This is a genomic window from Pusillimonas sp. MFBS29 (assembly GCF_020687695.1).
Lineage (GTDB): Bacteria > Pseudomonadota > Gammaproteobacteria > Burkholderiales > Burkholderiaceae_B > Pusillimonas_C.
In genome coordinates, this window is the sequence record NZ_JAJEWL010000002.1 from 150,544 (window position 1) to 175,580 (window position 25,037).

The 25,037-nt window shown below is 57.3% G+C and carries 16 protein-coding genes and 1 tRNA gene; 11 read left to right on the forward strand and 6 right to left on the reverse strand.

Features of this window, described 5'->3' with window-relative positions; translation table 11 throughout:
• Positions 1-120 precede the first annotated feature (120 nt).
• A tRNA-Ile gene (locus LKR43_RS03340) sits at positions 121-199 on the reverse strand.
• Positions 200-514: 315 nt separating this feature from the next.
• Here LKR43_RS03340 and LKR43_RS03345 point away from each other — a divergent pair.
• The 4 genes from LKR43_RS03345 to LKR43_RS03360 all read left to right on the forward strand — a co-directional run bounded on the left by LKR43_RS03345 (position 515) and on the right by LKR43_RS03360 (position 10,846).
• A complete protein-coding gene (locus LKR43_RS03345) occupies positions 515-6,466 on the forward strand; it encodes an MG2 domain-containing protein (RefSeq protein WP_227682433.1) in 5,952 nt (1,983 codons plus the stop codon).
• Between the two features lie 16 nt (positions 6,467-6,482).
• A complete protein-coding gene (pbpC, locus tag LKR43_RS03350) occupies positions 6,483-8,651 on the forward strand; it encodes a penicillin-binding protein 1C (protein WP_227682434.1) in 2,169 nt (722 codons plus the stop codon).
• 107 nt (positions 8,652-8,758) lie between these two features.
• A complete protein-coding gene (locus tag LKR43_RS16175) occupies positions 8,759-9,364 on the forward strand; it encodes a hypothetical protein (protein WP_255675947.1) in 606 nt (201 codons plus the stop codon).
• A 189-nt stretch (positions 9,365-9,553) separates the two neighbouring features.
• Positions 9,554-10,846 (forward strand): aspartate carbamoyltransferase, encoded by a 1,293-nt coding sequence (locus LKR43_RS03360; protein ID WP_227682435.1) that lies wholly within the window; start codon positions 9,554-9,556, stop codon positions 10,844-10,846.
• 40 nt (positions 10,847-10,886) lie between these two features.
• Here the strand turns inward: LKR43_RS03360 and LKR43_RS03365 are convergent, their stop codons facing one another.
• The 4 genes from LKR43_RS03365 to LKR43_RS03380 form a co-directional block, all read right to left on the reverse strand.
• Positions 10,887-11,786 (reverse strand): recombination-associated protein RdgC, encoded by a 900-nt coding sequence (locus LKR43_RS03365; protein ID WP_227682436.1) that lies wholly within the window; start codon positions 11,784-11,786, stop codon positions 10,887-10,889.
• A 307-nt stretch (positions 11,787-12,093) separates the two neighbouring features.
• Positions 12,094-13,719, reverse strand: a complete 1,626-nt coding sequence (locus LKR43_RS03370; RefSeq protein WP_227682808.1) for an MFS transporter — start codon at positions 13,717-13,719, stop codon at positions 12,094-12,096.
• Positions 13,720-13,936: 217 nt separating this feature from the next.
• Positions 13,937-15,436: a sensor histidine kinase gene (locus LKR43_RS03375; RefSeq protein ID WP_227682437.1), complete on the reverse strand. Its 1,500-nt coding sequence runs from the start codon at positions 15,434-15,436 to the stop codon at positions 13,937-13,939.
• Positions 15,437-15,470: 34 nt separating this feature from the next.
• Positions 15,471-16,160 carry a response regulator transcription factor gene (locus tag LKR43_RS03380; protein ID WP_227682438.1) on the reverse strand — a complete coding sequence of 230 codons (690 nt, stop codon included), beginning with the start codon at positions 16,158-16,160 and terminating at the stop codon, positions 15,471-15,473.
• A gap of 245 nt (positions 16,161-16,405) precedes the next feature.
• On the opposite strand from LKR43_RS03380, the gene recA reads away from it, so the two are divergent.
• Positions 16,406-17,470, forward strand: coding sequence for a recombinase RecA (gene recA, locus LKR43_RS03385; protein ID WP_227682439.1), 1,065 nt, complete (start codon positions 16,406-16,408; stop codon positions 17,468-17,470).
• A 51-nt stretch (positions 17,471-17,521) separates the two neighbouring features.
• Positions 17,522-18,034, forward strand: a complete 513-nt coding sequence (gene recX / locus LKR43_RS03390) for a recombination regulator RecX (protein WP_227682440.1) — start codon at positions 17,522-17,524, stop codon at positions 18,032-18,034.
• Positions 18,035-18,040: 6 nt separating this feature from the next.
• Here recX and LKR43_RS03395 read toward each other — a convergent pair whose 3' ends face one another.
• A complete protein-coding gene (locus tag LKR43_RS03395) occupies positions 18,041-18,958 on the reverse strand; it encodes a LysR family transcriptional regulator (protein WP_227682441.1) in 918 nt (305 codons plus the stop codon).
• 118 nt (positions 18,959-19,076) lie between these two features.
• On the opposite strand from LKR43_RS03395, the gene metE reads away from it, so the two are divergent.
• From metE to LKR43_RS03420, 5 genes are all read left to right on the forward strand, one after another.
• Positions 19,077-21,371 (forward strand): 5-methyltetrahydropteroyltriglutamate--homocysteine S-methyltransferase, encoded by a 2,295-nt coding sequence (metE, locus tag LKR43_RS03400; protein ID WP_227682442.1) that lies wholly within the window; start codon positions 19,077-19,079, stop codon positions 21,369-21,371.
• 29 nt (positions 21,372-21,400) lie between these two features.
• Positions 21,401-21,976 carry a DUF2889 domain-containing protein gene (locus LKR43_RS03405; RefSeq protein ID WP_227682443.1) on the forward strand — a complete coding sequence of 192 codons (576 nt, stop codon included), beginning with the start codon at positions 21,401-21,403 and terminating at the stop codon, positions 21,974-21,976.
• Positions 21,977-22,060: 84 nt separating this feature from the next.
• Complete coding sequence (gene sucC / locus LKR43_RS03410; RefSeq protein WP_227682444.1) at positions 22,061-23,221, forward strand: ADP-forming succinate--CoA ligase subunit beta; 1,161 nt, start codon at positions 22,061-22,063, stop codon at positions 23,219-23,221.
• Positions 23,222-23,243: 22 nt separating this feature from the next.
• The gene (sucD, locus tag LKR43_RS03415; RefSeq protein ID WP_227682445.1) at positions 23,244-24,125 is read left to right on the forward strand and encodes a succinate--CoA ligase subunit alpha; all 882 of its coding nucleotides are present in this window, start codon (positions 23,244-23,246) and stop codon (positions 24,123-24,125) included.
• 205 nt (positions 24,126-24,330) lie between these two features.
• The gene (locus tag LKR43_RS03420) at positions 24,331-25,032 is read left to right on the forward strand and encodes a TerC family protein (protein ID WP_227682446.1); all 702 of its coding nucleotides are present in this window, start codon (positions 24,331-24,333) and stop codon (positions 25,030-25,032) included.
• The last annotated feature ends 5 nt before the right edge of the window (positions 25,033-25,037 follow it).

Consider the following 25,037-nt stretch of genomic DNA (forward strand, 5'->3'; position numbering starts at 1 on the left):
CTCGCGTCCGCATGGCTGCCTCTGAATGATGGAGTTGCTATGGACGCCTTGATTGGCCAGTTATTCCCCCACACGCAAAAAGGCCAACTCCGAAGAGTTGGCCTAAGTGCTTGATCCTGCTGGTGGCCCCCCCGTGAGTCGAACACGGCACCAACGGATTATGAGTCCGCTGCTCTAACCAAGCATGAGCTAGAGGGCCACATCGTGCATTGCCTTGTTATAGCGATTGCTCGATAGCCCGCAATTATTACATAAAAATGGCCGGCGCTGTATTCAGTCGAATAAATTTCAGCAGATCAATGGTTTAGGGCTTGTCTTTTTGCTTCGCGGTTTCCTTGCCTGGAAGTTGGTGCCGAGGTCATGGTCCAGCTCTTCATATACCTACGTTGTTACACATTATTCCGAAGGCTGACTCGCTGTTTAAACGATGGTATTGTGGCCGAAATTGGGGAGGGGCCGCCAGGTTTGCCGCGCGGCGCATATCGTTCATCAGCTACCGGAACAGGACACGGCCGTGCATAGATCAGGAATCGCAGCGTTGGCGGGAGCACTGTGCATATCGACGTCGTGGTCGGCACAAATTACGCAGCTCAGTCCTCAGGGCAAGGTTGCCAGAGTAGAAAGCATCAAGCTGGCGTTCGATAAATCCGTTATTGCGTTTGGTGAAGGGCAGGCGCCGGCCCCGGTGCTGGTTCAGTGCGATGATCCGGAATTGAAAGGCAATGGCCGGTGGCTGGATGACCGGCGCTGGACCTATGTCTTCACACAGAATCCTGGTCCCGGCGTATCTTGCGACATCCAGCTCGACCCGTCGTTCCAGACGCTTGATAATTCAGCAGTGTCTGGCAAGACCAGCTTCAGCTTCCGGACCGGTGGGCCGGTGGTCAGCAGCACGCGTCCCTACGGGCCGACGATAGCCGAAGATCAGGTATTCGTCCTGCGATTTAACGGCAAGGTTGATGCAGACAGCGTTCTGCACAACAGTCGCTGTCTGATCGAAGGTCTGGGTGAGGCGGTGCGTCCGCGGTTGATTACCGGCGATGCGCGCAAGCAGATTCTGGATGCGGCCTATTATTCCCGCAGTGAGCAATGGGACACCGAAGCAACCCAGTTGTTGCAATGCACGCGCCGTTTGCCCGCCGAGGGTCAGGTACAGCTGAGTGTCGGGCCGGGTGTCACCACGCTGGCTAGTGCAGGGCGGCCGGCAGTGGCCGGCACTGAGTCACAGCATTTCGATTACACGGTGCGCAAAGACTTCAAGGCAACTTTCAGCTGCATGCGTGAGAACGCCAGTATGCCTTGCACGCCCGTGTCGCCGGTATCCCTGCAGTTCTCAGCGCCAATTTCTGTAGCAGACGCCGGCAAGATTCGTCTGAAGACACCGACCCAGGTTCTTGAGCCTGACTTGGGTGAAGACGAGGGCCGCGGGGGCGGTTTGCAGAGTGTGCAGTTCTCCGGACCTTTTCCCGAGCAGGCCAGCCTGAGCCTGTCGTTGCCGGAAGGACTTAAGGATGATGCAGGCCGTGAGCTGGTCAATGCAGACCAGTTTCCCTTGTCGTTCAACACTGCGGCGTTTCCACCGCTGGTGAAATTTTCATCAGGTTCGTTTGGCGTGATTGAGCGGTTTGCCGACGCGGCGCCGGGTATAAAGCAGGAACAGGCCAAGGCCAGCGTTCCGCTGACGGTACGCAATGTGGAAGCAGCGCTCGTTACACAAGCCTTGTCGGTATCGGCAGGTACGGTCGCAGACTATGTGACACGCGATGATCGTGAAACCCTGCAATGGTATGCACGCATTCCCCTTCTCGAGAACAACCGTCTGACACGAAATCAGATCAGGGACGTGATGGACGGGAAACGGCGTGGTCGCGCAGAGGGCCCGGTGCTCGATACGCGCGGCTACTCAGCCCTTGCAGGGCTGGACAATGTACGCAAGCTGAAGTTGCCGGGCATGGATGCGGGGAATCCCCGTCCTTTTGAAGTGATAGGTGTGCCCCTGAATGAGCCGGGATTTCACGTGCTCGAGGTGGAGTCCGCAAGGCTGGGGCAGTCCTTGCTGGAATCGCGGGAGTCCATGTATGTACGTACTGCGGTGCTGGTCACCAATCTTGGAGTGCATGTCAAAACGGGTCGGGACGACACGCTGGCATGGGTGACCACTCTGGATGAGGGTAAAGTCGTTCCGAATGCGATCATAAACGTGCTGGATTGCTCTGGTCGTCAGCTTGCGCAGGGCAAGACTGATGCTGACGGCATATGGCATCACCCGGAAGCATTGGATGCCCCCGGTTACTGCGAAGACACCGGTTTGGGCGGACTGTATGTCTCGGCCCGCATAGCAGCGGATCATCCTCAGGCGCGCGGCAAGGCTGATTTTTCTTTCGTACTGTCGGAGTGGAACGACGGAATAGAGTCATGGCGTTTCAATGTCCCGACCGATACACAGCCTGCTCCCACTGTCGTTGTGCATACAGTGTTTGATCGTACGTTGTTAAGGGCCGGGGAAACTGTGGCCATGAAGCATTTTGTACGCGTGCAAACGCGTGACGGCTTGGCGCTGCCGGCCGGGCCCGAGTCCCTGCCGGCCAAATTGCTGATCGAGCATCTGGGTTCCGATCAGCGCTATGAGCAGACGCTGGACTGGCAGGAAACGCCTTCGGGCGGGCTGTCGGCAGCAGGGGAATTTGCTGTGCCAAAAACGGCCAGGCTTGGCGAGTACTCGGTCCGGGTCACCGACAGTGACGGACAGTGGTACGGCAGCAGTGCCTTTCGTGTTGAAGAATTCAAGCTGCCGCTGCTGGCCGGCAACCTGACGGTCAGTGATGCCAATGGGCAGCGTACGCTGGTAGCGCCCGGCAGTCTGAACACGGATGTACAGCTCTCCTATGTCTCCGGCGGGCCGGCAGGGCAGCTGCCTGTTCGAATCTCGGGGGTGTTGCGCGACAGGACCGTACAGTTTCAGGATTACGATGACTATTCTTTCGCCGGGCCTTCAGCCGACGATGATTATGGTGATGAAGATCCTGATACCAATGCAGAGAAGCAGGCGCTGTTTCTCGACAAGCAGCCCTTGGTGCTGGATGCGCAAGGAATGGGGAGGTTGAACGTAACGTCGTTGCCGGAATTTACGCAGCCTCAGTCCTTGTTGCTGGAGGCCAGTTTCGCGGACCCAAACGGACAAATCCAGACTTTGGCTTTATCGGCGCCGGTATGGCCCGCCAATGTTCAGGTGGGCGTACGTACTGGCAACTGGATACAGTCCGGCCAGGAAACCAGGCTGAGCGCGGTGGCACTATCACTTGACGGACAGCCGCAAGCTGATGTGGTACTGACGGTAACTGCGCTCGCACACACCCGATACTCTACGCGCAAGCGCATGGTGGGCGGCTTCTACAGTTACGACAACCATACGGAAACGCGTGACCTGGGCACGTTATGCGAAGGTCGCACCGGGTCCGACGGGTTGCTCGAGTGCGCAATAAGCCTCGATATGACGGGCCAGGTTGAATTGATAGCGACCGCCCGGGATGACCAGGGCCGCCGTTCAACCGCAGCTTCGACGCTTTGGGTAACCGGTACGGAGGATCTGTGGTTCGGCGGCGGCAACGATGACCGGATTGATATCATCCCGGCCCGGAAGGAATGGAGACCGGGTGAGATGGCCGAATTCCAGGTCCGCATGCCTTTCCGGCACGCCACTGCCCTGGTGGCAATCGAGCGTGAAGGGGTTCTGGCGACCCACGTGGCAGAGATCGATGGCACTGACCCGATGATCCGGTTCCCGGTTGAGGCTGCCTGGGGACCCAATGTATATGTCTCTGTGCTGGCCTTGCGGGGGCGGCAGTACGCAGTGCCATGGCAATCATTCTTTGATCAGGGTTGGCGCAAGCCTGTGGAATGGTATCGGGCCTATGCCGATGCCAAGGATACGCAGACCGCGGCGACTCCCTTTATTGATCTGGCCAAGCCTTCGTTCCGCTTTGGCCTGACGCAAATCAGGGTGTCGGACCAGGAAAATGAGCTTGTCGTGAGTGTTCACCCCGACAAGCAGGAGTATCAGGTTCGTGATCAGGCCAGTGTTGCCATCGAGGTCAGGCTACCAGACGGCCGGCCTGCGGCACATGGAACGGTGGCTTTTGCCGCCGTGGATCAGGCTTTGCTGGAGCTTGCCCCCAACAGCAGCTGGGATCTGCTCTCGGCCATGCGCCAGCCGCACAGCTATGGCGTCGAAACGGCAACGGCACAGATGCAGGTGGTGGGGCGCCGTCATTACGGCCGCAAGGCTTTGCCGGCGGGAGGAGGCGGCGGTAAAAGTCCCACCCGTGAGCTTCTGGATACGCTGCTTTTATGGAGGCCTTCAGTAGCGCTGGACGAGAACGGCAAGGCGGTGATCAAGCTGCCATTGAATGACTCCATCACCAGCTTTCAACTGGTCGCGGTGGCCGACTATGGCCCGGACCGCTTTGGTACCGGGAAGGCGAAAATAGCCAGCATACAAGACCTGCAGGTCATTGGCGGCTTGCCTGCATTGGTGCGCGAAGGAGATCGGTACACTGCGACAGTTACCCTGCGCAACGCCACACAACGAGCCATGCATCTGCGGGTGAACGCCGGCTATGAAGGATCGGGGGTGCCGTCGCAGGAACTCGCCACACAAGAGATTGATGTGGCTGCGGGCGCGGCAGGCACGGTCAGTTGGGATATCCAGGCGCCTGAGAGCAATCTGCTGGGCGAAACTGCTGTATTGAACTGGCGACTGGTGGCGCAGGAAGTGGCGGCCGGGGATTCGGGTGCTGCTCAGGCGGCTGCCGATGCCGTTACCGTTCAGCAGGCGCTGGTGCCGGCTGTTCCGGTCAGAACGCGTCAGGCGGCTTTGCTTTCGCTGGATGGCAGCAAACCGCCGGTCGAGCTGCCTGTGTCGGTACCGGCAGGAGCCTTGCCCGATACTAATGGAATACCACGAGGAGGCTTGCAGCTTTCTGTACGCTCGTCACTGGCAGGCGGTTTGCCCGGTGTGCAGGAATGGTTTGCTGCTTACCCTTACACCTGCCTGGAACAGCTAAGCTCCAAAGCGTTGGGTTTGCGCAGTCAGTCTGATTGGTACGGGATCATGCGGCGCCTCCCGGATTATCTGGATGATGATGGATTGGCTGCCTATTTCCCGGGTGCGCGTCGCGGTAATGAGGTCCTGACGGCCTATCTGCTAAGTGTCAGCCATGAAGCTCAAACCCTGGGCTTGCCTTTCGTTATTCCCAACGACAGCCGGCAGGCCATGTTGCACGGTCTGCAGGCGTTCGTGCAGGGCAAGCTGGTGCGCAACCGCTGGTCACCAGTCCAGGATCTGGATGCACGAAAACTGATGGCCCTTGAGGCATTGTCGCGTTATGAGCAGGTCGAGCCACGGTTGCTGGACAGCATAGCCATTACGCCTGACCGCTGGCCTACGGCCGCAGTCATTGACTGGCTGGCTCTGCTGCACAGAGTCCCCGGTATAGCTGATAGCCAGGCACGACAGGCGCAGGCAAGGCAGATCATACTGGCGCGCATGCTGGATCGCGGCACTGAGTTGGTATTGAATGAAGATGCGCAAAACGATAACTGGTGGTTGATGGCAGGGCGGGCATCCAATCAGGCGCGCTTGTTATTGACTGTTATTGGCCGGCCAGACTGGAATGAGGAACTGCCACGCATGGCGCAAGGCTTGTTGCGTCTGCAGCAAAAGGGTGCATGGCGTACAACGACAGCGAATCTGCAAGGCAGCCTGGCCATTGAGAAATTCTCCCGTCATTTTGAGCGCACGCCGTTATCCGGGCGTGTGGATATTGAACTGGTGAATCAAGGTCATCGTCAGGTCTTCGATTGGGACGCCATCAAGGCCACGGACGGCATCAGAATGCGTGACTTCTTCCTGCCATGGGGGCAGCCATCGTCGGATATCCTGCGACTGACCCAGGAAGGGCCCGGACAGGCCTGGGCAGAGGTTCGCGCGCTGGCTGCGGTGCCGGTGGCCCAGGCTGCCTCGGCCGGCTTCACGCTCGAACGCAGCGTACGGCCTGTCTCGCAAGCCGTCGACGGTGTGTGGTCCAGGGGCGATGTCTACCGCGTCACCTTGAATATTGACGCCAAAACACCCATGACATGGGTGGTGCTTACTGATCCGATCCCGGCCGGGGCCCAGGTGCTGGGCAGCGGCCTGGGTCGGGATTCCAGCATTGCAACACAGTCAGAGCGCGCGGGGGGCTATGGCTACGGTCCCAGCTTCGTCGAGCTCAGCTTTGAGTCTTATCGTGCCTATTATGATTATCTGCCCAAAGGGAAAACTACGGTGGAGTACACGGTACGCCTTAACACTGTGGGTCAGTTCCAGCTGCCGTCCACACGCATAGAGGCGATGTATCAGCCCGATGTGTTCGGCGAGTTGCCTGGCCCGCAAACCATGAAGATTCAGGCTGGAGCTCAGCCGTGAGCAGGGGCAAACATCAATGAAACCGGGGATGCTGGCCTGTTTGACCAGCCTGGTGCTGGCCTGGGCCAGCCCCGTCCTGGCGACTGCCTCGTATCAGGACGTCAGGCAGGCGTATCGATCCTCGGACATTCTGGTGATGGATCGTGACGAGCAGTTGCTCGGACGGGTGCGCAGCGACTTTCAGGGTCGGCGTGGCGACTGGCGTACCTTGAATGAGGTGTCTGTGGCCTTGCAAAGGGCGGTGATCCTGTCTGAAGATCGCCGCTTCTATGATCATGCCGGCGTCGATTGGCGGGCCGTGGCGGCGGCTGCATGGGGAAATGCGGTTCATGGGCAGCGGCGCGGTGCCTCGACGCTCAGCATGCAATTGCTGGGCTTGATTGATCCGTCGTTCAGCCGCGGACCGGGCGGACGCAGCATCATGCAGAAAATTGACCAGGCCTGGCAGGCGAGCGAGCTTGAGGCGCAATGGACCAAGACGCAGATCCTTGAAGCCTATCTGAACCTGGCGGCGTTTCGCGGCGAGCTGGTCGGCGTGGATGCCTTGTCGCGCGTTTTGTTCCAGAAGTATCCCAGTGGCTTGAATGCACGTGAATCAGCACTGGCCGCGGTGTTGCTGCGCGCGCCGAATGCCGCACACCCTGTGCTGGTACAGAGGGCGTGTGCCTTGTTGGGCGATATGGGCGTTCCGCAGGAGTGCCGGGGCCTGAGTGATTTTGTGGCGCTGGCTCTGATGCGTTCCAGCGGGCCATGGACGGGCGAGCGTGAGCTGGCGCCACACTATGGCAGGCTCGGCTTGCTGGAAAGAGCTGATGCCGCGACGCCACCGGAGCAGCAGATATTGCGCACAACGCTGGATGCAGATCTGCAGGGCTATGCGGTGCGTAGTGTGATGCGCCATCTCACCGAACTAGGCATGCAAAGCTTGCGCGATGCCGCAGTGGTGGTGCAAGACAATCGAACGGGAGAAATCCTCGCCTATGTCGGCTCGTCCGGTGATCTGTCGGCGGCGCCCAGCGTGGATCATGCCCGTGCACTGCGCCAGGCCGGGTCCACCTTGAAGCCTTTTCTGTATGCGCAGGCCCTTGAGCAGGAACGACTGACGTCAGTTTCCTTGCTTAATGACCAGCCCCTGAATCTGCCCACCGGGAACGGACTGTATATTCCCCGGAACTACGATCAGCGGTTTTCGGGTTGGGTAAGTGTGCGTACCGCCTTGGCTTCTTCGCTGAATATTCCTGCGGTGCGCACCTTGTTGATGGTGACGCCCGATGCCTTTGCCCGGCGCTTGCTGCACCTGGGTCTGCCACTGGATCAGAGTGGTGACTACTATGGCTACAGTCTGGCGCTGGGCAGTGCCGACGTCAGCCTGTTAAGCCTGACCAATGCGTATCGCGCGCTGGCCAACCTGGGCCGGTACTCGCCGGTGCGCGTTGTTTCGGAGACCCATGCAACTGCACCAGGACAGCAACTGATTCCGTCCGGCGCGGCCTGGATCATCGGTGATATTTTGTCCGACCGGCAGGCCAGGTCGCGTACTTTTGGTCTGGATAGCGTGCTCTCCACGCCGTTCTGGTCCGCGGTCAAGACGGGTACCAGTAAAGATATGCGTGACAATTGGTGTCTGGGCTGGTCGGAACGTTATACGGTGGGCGTATGGGTGGGTGACAGCGGGGGCGCCAGCATGAGGGAGGTTTCGGGCGTTACAGGCGCGGGCCCGATATGGCATGATCTGATGACTTATCTGCACCGCAAGCAGGGTAGCAAACAGCCGGCGATGCCTGCTTCGGTCAGCGCAGCGACCGTTACCTTCCAGCACGGTATCGAACCCGGGCGCAGGGATTTTTTTCTGGGCGACACGGCAGTCGACGAAGTCAGGCTGGCACAGGGCTATGTCCCGACCGGCAAGGGCTTCCCGAAGATTTCCACGCCCGCCTCTGGAACGATTCTGGCCCTGGATCCGGATATTCCGGCAGGCCATCAGCATGCACTATTGCGCGCGACCAATGTTGCAGACCAGACTGCAACCCGGGTTTTCTGGCAGGTTGACGGCAAGCTGGTCGGGCGGGGAGGGAAAGCCTATTGGGCACCAAGGCCCGGCCGACATGCCGTGCGGCTGCTGGATGAAGGTGGTGAGGTACTGGATCAGGTGCAAATAGAGGTGCGAGCGGGCCGGTTACAATAATGCAGCTATATAGTTCTGAACAAGTTGACAGATTTTGACTTAGCTTCCAGGGCCGACATCGTTAAACTTTTGTATACAGACCGATTGATTACTGAAGGGAGATCCGAATGAAAATTGCAGCTACGCTAGGCCGTGCACTGGTTCCACTAAGCCTGCTCATGCTGGCGGCATGCCAGACCACACCAGGTACTACCAGCACAACAGGCACTGACGCAACGGCTCCCGCTACGGCATCTACCGGTACGCCGCAGCCTGAAACGAGCATACAGGCCCAGCAGCAAGGTGCCCCTGTTGCGGTCTTTCTGGCAGATACCGCCGCACAAGTCGGCTGGACGCCCGTGAATATTCAGTCGGGCATGCTGTATGTCAATCCTCAGCCCGTGATCACGCGTGCAGACTTGTCAGGCATACAGGCCGGCGCCAACAAGGAAGGCCAGGGCTTGCTGGCACTTGAGCTGAGCGAGGCAGGTGCAAGCAAGATCACTAAAGCCACCACCGATAACCCGAACAAGCGGTTGGCTCTGGTGGTGGGCCGCACCATGCTGGCAGCACCCAGTTACTCCGAGCCGGTAAAGTCCGGGCAACTGGTCTTTGCCGTGGGTACCGAGGAAAATGCCACGGCTGCCGCACGAGCCATCGCAGGCGTTCCGCCTGCCGGCGCGCAAGGCAGTACGCCCGCTACGGGCAACACTGCACCCGCTGCTGCGCAATAAGCCTTTATTGCAAACATCAAAATGGCACCTTCGGGTGCCATTTTTCTTTTCCGATAACGATTTCCCGCCGACACCACTCTCCACGCCGGGACATCGCTGTTGTATTTTGACGGCGTCGATAGAAATTGCTCGTCAACTGTTGTAATCGTTTATAAAATATACGCTTTGCGTATATATAAGGATGCTTCCATGTCTGTCTCGCAACAGGTCTTTCTTCGTGATGCCATGCGTCGTCTGAATCTGACGCGTGATGTATTTGCCGGACGCATCGGGGTAAAACGCCGTGCGCTCGATACCTGGCTTTTGCCCGAGGGTTCACAGGAATACCGGGCCATGCCCGAAGTGGTGAACCGTTTCGTCACTGAAATCGTCGAGAATGAAGGATTGCTGCAAAAATATGCGCAAAGCGCACAGACGGGCCCTTTGCGTAACCGCATTGCCGCCGAGGGCAAGCCGCAATTGTTGTCTGTGGACCAATTCACCCGCGAATCGGTGGAAGAATTCTTTCGTATTGCAGATCAAATGCAGCCCATCGCCAGGCGCCAGAAAGTATCAAGGGTTCTTGAAGGTGCGGTATTGGGGAATTTGTTTTTTGAAGCCAGTACACGTACGCGGGTCAGCTTTGGTGCGGCCTTCTGCCGTCTGGGCGGCTCGGTGTGTGACACCACAGGCTTTACCTTTTCGTCCATGGCCAAGGGTGAGTCCATCTACGACACCAGCCGCGTCATGAGCGGCTATGTCGATGCCATGGTGATCCGGCACCCGGAAAAAGGTTCAGTGGCCGAGTTTGCGCGTGCCACAAACATACCAGTGGTCAATGGCGGTGATGGTCCTGGAGAGCATCCCAGCCAGGCTTTGCTGGACTTGTACACGATACTTACCGAGTTCTCCAGGCTGGGTAAGCTGCTCGATGGTGCGCACATAGCATTGGTCGGCGATCTGAAGTACGGACGCACCGTGCATTCGCTGCTCAAATTGCTGTCGCTCTATCGCGGCCTGAAATTTACGCTGATTTCTCCGCGAGGTCTCGAGATGCCTGACTACATTCAGGATCAGGTCAGCACACGGGGGCACGTCATCGAGCAAACCAACTCGCTGGAAAAAGGCTTGCCCGGAGCCGACGTAATCTATGCCACGCGCGTACAAAAAGAACGTTTTGCGTCCGAAGAAATCGAGGGCTATACCCCCGATTTCCAGGTCAACAAGGCAATTGTGGATCAGTGTTGCGGGCCCGATGTCATTGTCATGCATCCGCTGCCGCGCGACAGCCGCGAGGGAGCCAACGACCTGAGCGTTGACCTGAACCATGATCCGCGCCTGGCCATCTTCCGCCAGACTGACAACGGCATTCCCGTTCGAATGGCTATTTTTGCAGTGCTGCTGGGCGTCGAGGGACTGGTGCAGCATTCACTGCGCGATGTGACCTGGAGCCCGCCCACACATATTGGTCCGGACGACAGCGTTTTTCATGGTATCGATTAACCGGGAGCATGACCCGGCAAGGGCCTGGGAGCGCGGGCTCCTAGGCTGTTTTCTCGCCGCCCAGGGCATCAACCAGGCTTTCAATCAGCCTGGACAGCTCGCCGGTCATCAGCGTGAAGTCTGAATCGAATTGCTCCGCATCGTTGTGCGCGGCGCTATTCTGGCCTTCCTTGAGTACGTCCAGCGGATTGACGCGTTTTATGTCCAGACCCTCGGTCAGGATAAACGACACACGATCATTCCAGGTCAGCGCCAGCCGTGTGCACTGTTTGCCTGCCTGCACATGCTTGCGCACATCGTCTATTTCTATGCTCTGGCGCACATAACGCACTGCAGCGCCGCTGTCGCTGGTAGAGCGCAATTCAGTATCCTGGTCTACGGTAAAACCAGAGGGCGGTTCATCGCTGATCAGCCAGTTGGTCATGGCTGAAGCAGGGGATTGCTCCACATGCAGCGGCGAGACCGGCAACGAATCTATGGACTTGGCCAGCAGGCCCAGCACTTCGTCACTCTTGGCTGCGGCCGCTGCGTCGATTACCAGCCAGTGATTCCGGGTATCGATCCAGACGCGTGTATCGCGATAGACACTGAATGCCTTGGGCAAGAGCTCGTCGGTGACCTGCTCCTTGATTTCCTTCATTTGCTTGCGGCCAGGCTTGAAACCTTGCTGTTCCTCAAGATCCTGGGCACGTGCCTTGGCAAACTGATTGATCACGGTGGTAGGCAGCAATTTTTTGTCAGCTCGCAGCGTGATCAGATACTGACCATTCTGTGCGTATACCAAGCCCGTATCCTCACGTGGCGCTATCCACCCCAGGCTTTGCATATCCCTGCTGCTGCCAGGCTGGAAGGCATGTTTTTCGAGTGCGGCTTCCAGTGAGTCGGCGGTGCATGTCCATGAGGGGGAAAGGCGAAATATCCTGAGATTCTTGAACCACATATGCTGATGTCTTCTTGATTGATATGCGCGTATCCGGCCAGGGAAAGGCGTTGCGCTGCAAAATGAATGAGCGCTGATTGTAAGCCCATTTGCCGCGACAAAAAAATGGCCCGGTGCCGTAGCGCCGAGCCTTTGAAAGCACACCATGCTGCGCAGATAAAGCTCGCGGGGGGCGCAGCACAGGTGATAAAAAGAGCAGCCAATTACCGTACCGGGGGATCAGACGCACGGTAACAAGAAACGCAAAACTCTTTCTATTTATATAGTTTACCGATGTATTCTGACATTCTCCTGAAGCAGACCGTTGTCATGCATTTATATCGTTATCCTTTGTTTCCTTTACGAAAAACAAGCCTATCAGCAAGGTGATGGATGTGATGATGATGGGGTACCACAGTCCGTGATAGATATTGCCAGTGGCCGCAACGACAGCAAAGGCGACCGGCGGCAGGAAGCCACCAAACCAGCCGTTGCCGATGTGATAGGGCAGGCTCATGGACGTATAACGTATCCGTGTGGGGAACATTTCCACCAGCATGGCAGCAATGGGGCCGTAGACCATGGTTACCATGATCACCAGCAATGTCAGCAGCAGCACGATCATGATGTAGTTGATTTCCGATGGATCGGCCTTGGCCGGATAGCCATGAGCGCGTATGGCATCGGTCAGGGTCTTCTTGAGCTCTTTGGATCTGGCGGCAAAGTTGGCTCTGTCCAGGTGCTGACCCTCGAAAGACAGGAACTCATCATCGCCAATTCGTGCCTTGGCCAGTGTGCCCGGCGGCGCCGCTTCGTTGGTGTAATTCACCGAGTTGCCGGCCATGAAGGCTTTCAGAATATCGCAGGAGCTTCTGAACGACGAAACACCTACAGGATTGAACTGGAATGAGCATGTGGCCGGATCGGCAATGACCGTTACCGGGGCTGTAGCCTGGGCTCTTTCGAGCGAAGGGTTGGCGAAATGGGTCAGGCCTTTGAAGATGGGGAAGTAGGCGACAATGGCAATCAGGCATCCGGCCATGATGATGGGCTTGCGCCCGATCCGGTCAGACAAGGCACCAAATATCACAAAGAAAGGTGTACCCAGCAGCAAGGCCATGGCCAGCATGACGTTGGCGGTATTGGGTTCTATCGACAAGGTTTTGGTCAGAAAAAACAAGGCATAGAATTGGCCGGTATACCAGATCACAGCCTGACCGGCTGCCAGGCCAAACAAGGCCAGCAGCACAATTTTAAGATTGCTCCATTTGCCGAATGAGTCTTTGATGGGCTGCTTCGATGAGGTGCCTTCCGCCTTGATCTTGCGAAAGACCGGTGACTCGTTCAGGCGCATGCGTATCCATACCGATATTCCCAGCAGAAGGGCGGAAATCAGGAAAGGGATACGCCAGCCCCAGTCGAGGAATGCCTCTTCACCCAGCGATTTGCGTATGCCCAGTACCACCAGCAATGAAAGAAACAGCCCCATGGTGGCCGTGGTTTGTATCCAGCTGGTATAGAAGCCGCGCCGGTTCTGTGGCGCGTGCTCGGCCACGTAGGTGGCGGCGCCGCCATATTCGCCGCCGAGCGCCAGCCCTTGCAGCATGCGCAACCCTATGAGTATGACCGGAGCGGCCATGCCTATGGAAGAATAGGAAGGGAGGACACCGACAAGGAATGTGGACATGCCCATGATCAGGATCGTGATCAGAAAGGTGTATTTGCGCCCTACCAGGTCGCCCAGGCGGCCGAAGACCAAGGCCCCGAAGGGGCGCACGGCAAAGCCTGCAGCAAAGGCCAGCAGTGCAAAAATAAAGCCTGCGGTGGGGTTCACCCCCGAAAAGAAATGGGTGGCAATAATCGCGGCCAACGAGCCGTACAGATAAAAGTCATACCACTCGAACACGGTACCGAGAGAGGAAGCGAATATGACGCGCCGTTCTTCGGGCGTCATTGGCGGACTGGCCATCATTGGCGTGTTATTGGACGCGGCAGCCGGTTTGTTGACCGTTGTCGTGCTGTTCATTTTGTCTCCGTGTCGGATGCGGGGCATCAGAACTCTATTTTCTGGCTTGTTTGACGCCAGTCTATTCCCGAACATTAAAGTGGCATGCTGACATCAAGCTGACAAAATCCTTGGCTTGCACACTTGTAGTCCGGAAAGTCGATATTCAAGCGTCTGTTTTATCCTGGATGCGGCTGAATGTTATGCGCAGGCAAGTGCCACCGGCCTTGCCGTTGCGCGATCCGACTGGCATGAAAGCAATGCTGCCCCCGTGGTGGTCGGTAATTTCCTTGACAATGGACAGCCCCAGCCCACTGCCATCCACCCGGCTGCCCAGCACGCGGAAAAAACGATCAAATACGTGTTCGCGATCCTGATCCGATATGCCAGGTCCGGAATCCTCAACTTCGAGATAGGCGGATAAAGCATCTGCTCCGACGCGCACGGTGATCCATCCGCCAGGAGGGGTATATATGACTGCGTTCTCGATCAGGTTGTTGAGCAATTCGGCGAGCATCGTCTGGTCGCCGGCGATGAAGGGCGCTTTCGGGGCGGTTTCCAGCCCCAGGTCGAGCTGCCTGACCATTGCGGCTTTGACCCATGCAGACGTCTGGGTGCGGGCCAGTTCATTCAGGTCGATTTCATCGGAAACTACCAGGTGCGGATTTTCCACACTTTCTGCTTTGGCCAGGGTCAGCAGCTGATTGACCAGGCGTGTGGCACGTTCGGAGCCCAGAACCATCTGTTCCAGGCTGGCCGTGCGTTTGTCCGGGCTTTGTTCGCGCAAGGCCAGTTCGGCCTGCGTACGCATGCCCGCCAGGGGGGTCTTTAACTGATGTGCCGCGTTGGCGACAAAACGCCGCTGCGTCTCGTGCGTTGCCGCAAGGCGCTGGAGCAGACTGTTCATGGCGGCGATCAGCGGCACAATTTCCGCCGGTGCCAGGTCCGCCTTGATAGGTGACATATCATTGGCCCGTCGCGCTCGTATTCGCTCCTGAAGCAGGTTCAAGGGCTCCAGGCCGTGCGTCAGCCCCAGGCCGGCCAGCAAGGCCGCGAGCGGCAGCACAATGAGTTGAGGGGTGAGCATGCCGGTCAGGATCTCTTGCTGCAGGGTGGCCCGCATTTCATTGGATTGTGAAACCACCGCCAGGAATGGCAGGCCATCCTTATCCTGTCCTCCCCAGATATACGCCACGCGTATGCTTTGATTGTCAGCGGTTTCATTGCGCAGGCGCAGCTTGTCTTCTTCGTAGGTCCAGTTTTCAGGCAGCGGAATATGGGCGTTGCCGGCCACCGAGTTGCTGTTGGCGTCGCGTATTTCCCAGTAAGTCATGCTGGTGGGGTCGCCTTGCAATATCGTGGTCGCCGAAGGGCTTAGCTGTATGCCGTTCGCGATGCTTTGCTGCTCGACCTCGTGCTTGAGCATGCGCAGGTGGTCAGCCAGGGTGCGATCGTATGGGGCGTTTGCGATATTCTGGGCGATGAAGTAGGTAATGACCAACCCCACGCTCCAGAGCAGGAACAGCGGGCCGAACATCCAGATGATGATCTTGTTCAGCAGGGCGCCTTGACTCTTTTTGCGTCGGAACAAACCGAAAAATGAAGTCTCGCCGGCCGATTCGCTGTCGGCGTGTGTTTCTTTGAGGACTTCCGGGTCTATCAGCATTCAGGTACGGCTGTGTGCATTGGCCGCCGGAGCTTCATGCGGCCAGCGAGTCGCTGTGGTTGTCGGGCTCCAGGCAGTATCCCAGGCCGCGAACGGTGACGATCCTGGCCCCGCTGGGTTCGATTTTTTTGCGCAGCCTGTGGATATAGACTTCGATGGCGTTAGGAGTGACTTCTTCGCCCCATTGGCATAAAAGATCGACCAGTTGATTCTTGCTGATCATGCGACCGCAACGCGAAAGGAAGATCTCGAGCAGGCTGGTCTCGCGGGCAGAAAGTTCCAGGGGTTGGTCTTTTATATGGGCTATGCGACCATTCAGGTCAAAGCTGAGGTCTTTGTATCGCAGTACGGTTGTGCCTGTTCCGGCGCTGCGGCGGGTCAGGGCGCGCACGCGGGCTTCCAGTTCGGTCAGGGCAAATGGCTTGGCCATGTAGTCGTCGGCACCCAGGTCCAGCCCCTTTACGCGCTGCTCGACGGTATCGGCGGCGGTAAGAATAAGTACCGGTAGCGGTGTCTGGCGCTGTCGCAGTAATCGTAATACCGACAACCCGTTCATCTGGGGCAGATCCAGATCCAGTATGAGCAGGTCAAAGCTTTGTAGATTGAGCGCGGAATCGGCGCTGGATCCATCGTTGACGACATCGACGACATAGCCTTCATATCGTAGTGAACGAGAAAGCCCATCGGCAAGAATACTGTCGTCCTCGGCAATTAGAATTCGCATGGCTGATAGTGTCGACTGGGTGACGTACGCGGGAAAACCCATTTTGGCACCATGGTCGTGACCTGAACAGTCAGGGTTAACGATGGGTAAAACTGGATATCTGTTTATTTGTACAGTATAATTTGATGCAATAATCCAGGTACAGCGCCAGCCCGATACCGGCTGGCGTAACAATAATTTGTCAGTAAGGGCAGGCCACCACAGTCACCTGCCTTATCACTCAGTTTTCCAGTCAAGGACCCTAAATGGACGACAAAAACAGCAAAGCCGCCGGCGAGCGCAACAAGGCATTGGCCGCCGCTTTATCCCAAATTGAAAAGCAATTTGGCAAGGGGTCGGTCATGCGTTATGGCGACGATACGATCGAACACGACATACAGGTCGTGTCCACCGGTTCGCTGGGGCTCGATATCGCCCTGGGCGTTGGCGGTCTGCCTCGCGGGCGTGTTGTCGAAATCTATGGCCCCGAGTCGTCTGGTAAAACTACGCTCACCTTGCAGGTCATTGCCGAAATGCAAAAAATCGGTGGCACCTGCGCCTTCATCGACGCCGAACACGCCCTTGATGTTCAGTATGCCTCCAAGCTGGGTGTCAATCTGGCCGATCTGCTCATTTCTCAACCCGATACCGGCGAGCAGGCCCTGGAAATTACCGATGCCCTGGTCCGTTCGGGGTCGGTCGATCTTATCGTCATCGACTCGGTCGCGGCGCTGGTTCCCAAGGCTGAAATCGAAGGCGACATGGGGGACTCCCTGCCGGGGTTGCAGGCCCGCCTCATGAGCCAGGCCCTGCGCAAGTTGACTGCCACCATCAAGCGTGCCAACTGCATGGTGATCTTCATCAACCAGATTCGCATGAAAATCGGCGTTATGTTTGGCAACCCCGAAACCACCACGGGTGGTAACGCGCTCAAGTTCTATTCCTCGGTACGTCTTGATATCCGTCGCATCGGCGCCATCAAGAAGGGCGACGAAGTCGTCGGTAACGAAACACGCGTCAAGGTCGTCAAGAACAAGGTGGCCCCGCCGTTCAAGCAGGCTGAATTCGACATCATGTACGGTGCAGGCATTTCTCGCGAAGGCGAAATCATCGATCTGGGCGTGCAGGCCGGCATCGTCGACAAGGCGGGCGCCTGGTTCAGCTATGGCGGTACGCGTATAGGCCAGGGTAAAGACAATTCCCGCGAATACCTGAAAGAACACCCCGAAATGGCTCTCGAAATCGAGAACCGCATACGTGAACAATTGGGTGTGGCGGCGCAGGTGGCTGCAAATTCCTTTGCCCCGTCCAAAGACGAACCCAACGAGTAAACCGTGCCGGCTGGGCATCATGCCCGCCCGATCCCCGGTGGTGAAAGCGCCATGTCTTCAAACGACGATTTCGAAACCATGTCGCCAGCGGGCGATAAGGCCAACGCCCCCAAGAAGTCCGGTCCATCCCTGAAGGCTCGCGCCATTGGTTATTTGTCACGGCGCGAACACTCCCGCCAGGAGCTTGCCCGAAAACTGGCGCCATTTTCCGAAGATGCCCACGATATCGAGCTCCTGCTTGATCAGCTCGAGCGTGAAAACTGGCTTTCCAACGAACGTTTTGCGCACAGCCTGCTGAATCGGCGCGCATCACGCCAGGGCACCAGCCGCATACTGAATGAACTCAGGCAACATGGCGTTTCCGAGGCTGCCATCGCCGATGCGGGCCAGCAATTGCATGCAACAGAATTTGAACGTGCCCGTGCGGTATGGGAAAAAAAGTTCGGCCAACCACCTTCCAACCCCAGGGAATATGCCAGACAGTACCGGTTTCTGGCCTCCCGTGGGTTTGCTGCCGAATCGTTACGTCGCATATTGGGCGATATCCCCTACGGGGCCGATTAATCGGTTTCAGCGTACCGTCTTTATTCCCGTCAACGTCTTGAAGCACGTATCGTGTGCCTGCTGCACAAACGCCTTCAGATAATCGGCCTCAAGGTCTTCAGTGCGCACCGCAGCGTACAAGGTGCACCATACGCCTTGTTCACCCAGGCGGCAGATGGTTAGCAAACCCTGGTTCAAGTATTCCGTCAGTGCCCAATTGGGAAGGGCTGCCACGCCGCGCTGGCTGGCAACGAGCTGGGCAATAATGGGTGTAAGCTCAGCCCGCCGTATGGTGGCAGGTTCCACATCGGCAGGATCCAGGAACGCCGTAAATACATCGAGCCGTTGTCGTTCCACCGGATAGGTAATAAGAACCTGGTCGGCCAGTTGATGGGGCTCTATATATTTGTGCTGAGCGAGCGGATTGGCGGCAGCCACGGCCAGCACGACTTCATAGCGAAACAGCGGAATGTACTCAATCGCGTCCATAGGCTGCGGATCCGATGTAATCACCACATCCAGGTCGCCGCGCAGCAGCGCTGGCAATGGAGCAAACGAAAAGGCCGCCGACAGGTCCAGCTCCACATCCGGCCAGTCACGCCGGAAGCTGTCCAGTGCCGGCATCAGCCACTGGAAGCACGAGTGGCACTCTATGGCCAGGTGCAAGCGGCCGGTACGGCCCGCGGCAAGCCGCTGCAAGTCGCGTTCGGTGGCTTTCACCTGGGGCAATACCGTATCGGCCAGCGCCACGATACGCAGGGCGGCAGTGGTCAATCGGGCTGGCCGTGTGCGACGGTTGAGCAGTGGTGTCTTCAGGCGTACTTCCAGATCGCGCAACTGATGTGAAAGGGCGGATTGGGTTACGTGCAGTCTTTCCGCGGCTTCCTGCAGGCTGCCGGCATCGCGTATTGCACACAAAGTTTCCAGATGACGTATTTCCAGCATAGCCGCTCTTTTAGTGAATAAGATTCATATTAAGAATGTTGAATTTGATTTTGATTCAATCAATTGTACGGGCACAATAGATTCCACGCAAAATTTATTCATTCATTGGCTTAGTAAAATGACAATTATTCATAGTTTAGGGTATCCACGTATTGGGGCACAGCGCGAACTCAAGCGTGCCGTGGAAGGTTACTGGGCCGGCAAGCAAAGCGCAGACGAGCTTGACAATGTCGGGCGCATGCTCAGGGCCAGGCACTGGAAGCAGCAAGCACAGGCCGGACTCACGCTGGTGCCTGTAGGTGATTTTGCCTGGTATGACCATATTCTGGAATGGACTTGCCTGCTGGGGGCGGTGCCTGCACGCTTTGGTCAGTCGGGCACCGAACCGGTGCAGCTCGATACCTTGTTTCGCATGGCACGAGGCCGGGCGCCAAGCGGAACCCCCGCCGCCGCTTGTGAGATGACCAAATGGTTCGATACCAATTATCACTACATCGTCCCCGAGCTGGTTCCCCGGCAGTCCTATCGCATAGCTCGCAGCTATCTGTTTGATCAGATTCGTGAGGCCCAGGAGTTGGGCTATCGGGTCAAGCCGGTCATTCCCGGTCCGCTCAGCTGGCTTTGGCTGGGCAAGGGCGATGCCTTTTCGGAAGGTGCCGGTGATACGGCCAAACTGGCCCTGCTCGATACGCTTCTCCCGGTCTATGTCCAGGTCCTGCAAGAGATCAGGGCGCTCGGCGTAGAGTGGGTACAAATCGACGAGCCCATACTGGGGCTGGATTTGCCCGAACCCTGGCGGCAGGCCTTTCAGCGTGTGTATGAGACGCTCGCAGAAGGCGGGGTGCGTATACTGCTGGCTACCTATTTCGAGGATCTCAGGGAAAACGCAGGAATACTGCAAGACCTGTCCGTGGCAGGGGTACATGTCGATCTGGTCCGTGCGCCTGATCAGCTGGCGCGGGTACTGGCCGTTCTAGACGACGAGCAGGTACTTTCGGCGGGGCTCATAGACGGACGCAATATATGGCGTACCGATCTTGATAAAGCAGCCAAACTGATACGTGCTGCAGCGGCGCAACTTGGTGAGCGGCTTTGGCTGGCCCCGTCATGCTCCTTGCTCCATGTCCCGGTCGATCTGGACTCCGAACACGAACTTGACGCCGAGTTGCGTGGCTGGCTGTCGTTTGCCAGACAAAAACTGGACGAACTCAAGTTGCTGGCAGCTTCCTTAACTGATGAGGTGGATGCCGACACCCAAATTGCCTTGCAGCGTCAACGCGAAGTGCTGCAAGGGCGCAAGCAATCGGAGCGGATTCATCATCCGGGCGTGCAGGTGCGACTGGAGAATGCCCCTGGCTTGACGCGTAATCGCGCACCATTCTCACAACGCGTTGCCAGCCAGCAGGGAAGGCTGGGCTTGCCTGCCTATCCGACCACCACCATAGGTTCGTTTCCGCAGACACCAGAGATTCGCCTGGCGCGGCGGGACTGGAGGCAGGGCGCACTGAGCGACACGGCCTACGAGAAAGCCATGCGGGCTGAAATCGAGCATGTCATTCGCTTCCAGGAACGGATAGGGCTCGATGTGTTAGTGCACGGCGAACCCGAGCGTAATGACATGGTCGAGTACTTTGGTGAGCTGCTTGGCGGGTTCGCTTTCACCCAGAATGGATGGGTGCAAAGCTATGGCTCGCGTTGCGTAAAGCCGCCCATCATATTCGGTGATGTGGTTCGCCCTGTAGCAATGACGGTGGGGTGGTCCGCCTATGCGCAATCCCTGACGGACAAGCCGGTGAAGGGCATGCTGACCGGGCCGGTAACCATACTGCAGTGGTCTTTTGTACGTGACGACCAACCGCGCGAGACGACTTGCCGGCAGCTCGCACTGGCCTTGCGTGACGAGGTTGCCGATCTGGAGGCGGCCGGTATTGCGGTGATACAAATTGATGAACCCGCCATACGGGAAGGTTTGCCGCTGCGGCGGGCCGACTGGCAGCAGTATCTGGACTGGGCCGTGGACTGCTTTCGCCTGTCTACAGCCGGAGCCAGGGAAGACACGCAGATACATACCCACATGTGCTATTCGGAGTTCAATGACATCATCGAAGCGATTGCCGCCATGGATGCAGATGTCATCACGATAGAAACCTCACGTTCGAATATGGAGCTGCTCGAGGCATTTGAGGATTTTGACTACCCGAATGACATCGGCCCGGGCGTTTACGACATCCACTCGCCGAATGTGCCCAGGCTGGAATGGATGGTCGACCTGATCAAGAAGGCCCGTAAACGCTTGCCCGCCGAACGCTTATGGGTTAATCCTGATTGTGGTTTGAAAACCCGTGGGTGGCCTGAAACAGAAGCAGCCCTGCTCGCCATGGTGAAAGCAGCACAAACACTGCGCTATACTTAGAGGGTTTACCGAATTCGCCTGCCCCGTTCATGCCACTGCCACCACCTGATATTGCCCGCGAGCCATTGCATACGCGTTCCATACGTGTGAATTCGTATGCACGGGCAGACGGGCAGTGGGACCTTGAAGCCGAGCTCATCGACATCAAGTCTTATGATTTCGACAAGCGCAATGGCACCGTCACCCATCCTGCGGGCGAGCCTATCCATCACATGCATCTGCGCGTCACCATTGATGCGCAGTTCGCCATTACGGCGGCGGTCGCGGCATACGATGCCGCGCCCTACGACGAGCATTGCAGCTGCATAGCCCCAGACTATCAAGCGCTGGTCGGCATGAACCTGCTGCGCAATTTTCGCCAGGCCGTCAAGAATCGTTTCGCCCGGGTGGCTGGCTGTACGCACCTGACCGAACTGTCGTATGTGCTGCCCACAGTGGCTGTCCAGACAATGTCGAATCAACGGCGCCAAGAGCAGGCGGCAGACCCCAGCATCAAACCATTTCAGCTGTCAGGGTGTCATGCCCTGCGGCTGAGCGGACCGGTGGCGCAGGAGTATTATCCGCAGTGGTATGTGGCGCCCGAAGCAGAGGCAAAGTGCGAGTAGGCAACTCTCAACAGCGAACATTGGCGCCATGCAGCGCTGGCGTCCGCATTATTTTTCTTATTTCTACGTTCTGACAGGTAATAAATGAAAATTCACGAGTATCAAGGCAAGGAACTGCTGAAGAAATTTGGCGTGACTGTGCCACGCGGGATTCCTGCTTTTTCCGTCGAAGAGGCCGTTGCAGCCGCCGAGAAGCTGGGCGGTCCGGTCTGGGTGGTCAAAGCGCAAATTCATGCAGGTGGCCGTGGCAAGGGCGGTGGCGTAAAGCTCGGCCGTTCGCTCGATGAAGTCCGCCAGCTGTCCTCTGAAATCCTGGGTATGCAACTGGTCACACACCAGACCGGCCCCGAAGGCCAGAAAGTGCGTCGCCTGTACATCGAAGAGGGCGCCGACATTCAGCAAGAATATTACCTCTCCGCAGTCACCGACCGCGCCACGCAGAAAGTGGCTTTCATTGCCTCAAGCGAAGGCGGTATGGATATCGAAGAGGTTGCCCAGTCTACGCCGGAAAAGATCATCACCGTGATGGTCGATCCGCTGAAGGGCTTCACCCAGGCCGATGGCGAGACACTCGCCAAGGGCGTGGGCATGCCCGCCGATTCCGTAGCGCAGTTCATTGATATCTGCCAGAAGGTTTATGCCTGCTACATGGAAACCGACGCTTCGCTGGTCGAAATCAACCCCCTGAATCGCGACAGCAAGGGCAATATCATTGCACTCGACGCGAAATTCAACTTCGATTCCAACGCACTGTTCCGTCATCCCGAAATCGTTGAGTACCGCGACCTGGACGAAGAGGACCCTGCTGAAATCGAAGCCAGCAAGTTTGATCTTGCCTATATTCAGCTCGACGGCAATATCGGCTGCCTGGTGAACGGTGCCGGTCTGGCCATGGCCACCATGGACACCATCAAGCTGTTTGGCGGCGAACCTGCCAACTTCCTGGATGTGGGCGGCGGCGCCACGGCCGAGAAAGTCACCGAGGCTTTCAAGATCATGCTCAAGAACGAAGGCGTCAAGGCCATTCTGGTCAACATCTTTGGCGGCATCATGCGTTGCGACATCATTGCCGAAGGCGTGATCGCAGCATGCAAGGCGGTCAACCTCAGCGTGCCGCTGGTCGTGCGCATGAAGGGCACCAACGAAGAGCTGGGCAAGAAGCTGCTGGCCGAATCGGGTCTGCCCATCATCAGCGCTGACACCATGGCCGAAGCCGCGACCAAAGTCGTAGCCGCCGCGAAATAAGAATATTGCCAAGGATTTGTAAATGTCGATTCTGATCAACAAAGACACTAAAGTCATTACCCAGGGAATCACCGGAAAGACCGGCCAGTTCCACACTCACATGTGCCGCGAGTACGCGAATGGCAAAGAAGCCTTCGTTGCTGGCGTACACCCCAAGAAGGCAGGCGAAAATTTCGAAGGCGTGCCCATCTTTGGTTCGGTCAAGGATGCCAAGGCTGAAACCGGTGCTACGGTGTCCGTCGTTTATGTTCCGCCAGCAGGCGCAGCGGCAGCCATCTGGGAAGCGGTTGAAGCCGACCTCGATCTGGTCATCTGCATCACCGAAGGCATTCCAGTGCGCGATATGCTTGAGTTGCGCAACCGCATGCGTGAGCAGAACAAGAAAACCTTGTTGCTCGGACCAAACTGCCCCGGTCTGATTACACCCGATGAAATCAAGATCGGCATCATGCCAGGCCATATCTCCCGCAAGGGTCGTATCGGCGTGGTCAGCCGTTCCGGCACCCTGACCTATGAAGCAGTGGCTCAGCTGACCGAACTCGGTCTTGGCCAGTCTTCCGCAGTGGGTATTGGCGGCGACCCCATCAACGGTCTGAAGCACATTGACGTTCTGAAAATGTTCAACGACGATCCCGATACCGACGCCGTTGTCATGATTGGTGAAATTGGTGGCCCTGACGAAGTCAATGCCGCCGAGTGGGCCAAAGACAATATGAAGAAACCTGTGGTCGGCTTTATTGCCGGTGTAACGGCTCCTGCCGGCAAACGCATGGGCCATGCCGGTGCGCTGATCTCCGGTGGTGCTGATACGGCTGATGCCAAGCTTGAAATCATGGAAGCCTGCGGCATACGCACGACCCGTGATCCATCCGAAATGGGCAAATTGCTCAAGTCGGTACTGTAAGCAGTACATCTAGTAGTTGTCCGGCCCTGCCTGGCAGGGTCGGAATACCGCGCGGTCAGCCTTAAGGTTTCAAGACCGGCCGCGTGAGCAGGGCCTTGCGGCGAACCCCTTGAACAGCTGAATTATAATGGCCCGTTTTTTTTCCCGTCGTACTGGCTGCGGCCGGGGATGTTTCCATACGCCTTGATTAAAACGGACAATAGAAATGCTTGAGTTCTTTCAGTCACTACACTGGGGTGCTGTATTCCAGATCATCCTGATCGATATTTTGCTCGGCGGCGACAATGCCGTCGTGATTGCGCTGGCTTGTCGTAATCTTGAACACAAGCAGCGTATAAAAGGTATTTTGTGGGGCACGGCGGGTGCCATCATACTTCGCGTACTGCTGATCGCCTTTGCCCTGACATTGCTGGGCATTCCCTTCCTTAAACTGGTAGGCGGTGCCTTGCTGGTATGGATAGGGGTCAAGCTGCTGATCCCCGACGAAGACGAGCACGGCAACATCAAGGGCGGAAGCTCCGTATGGTCTGCCGTCAAGACCATTCTGATCGCCGACTTCGTCATGAGTCTGGACAACGTAATCGCGATTGCTGGTGCAGCCCAGAACACGCATCTTGATCACCAGCTCTACTACGTCATTTTCGGTCTGGTCGTAAGCGTGCCCATCATTATTTGGGGCAGTACATTGGTGCTGAAGCTGATCGACCGCTTCCCCATTGTCGTACTGTTTGGCGCCGCCTTGCTGGGTTGGATTGCCGGCGGTATGCTGGTTACCGACGTCTTTGTTGTTGAAAAATTCGGCCCCATATCAAGCACAACCAAGATTACTGCAGAAGTCATCGGTGCCATTCTGGTTGTCGCTCTGGGGAAATTGCTTGGCTCGCGCAAGGCGTCTGCAGCCAAATAAGGGTA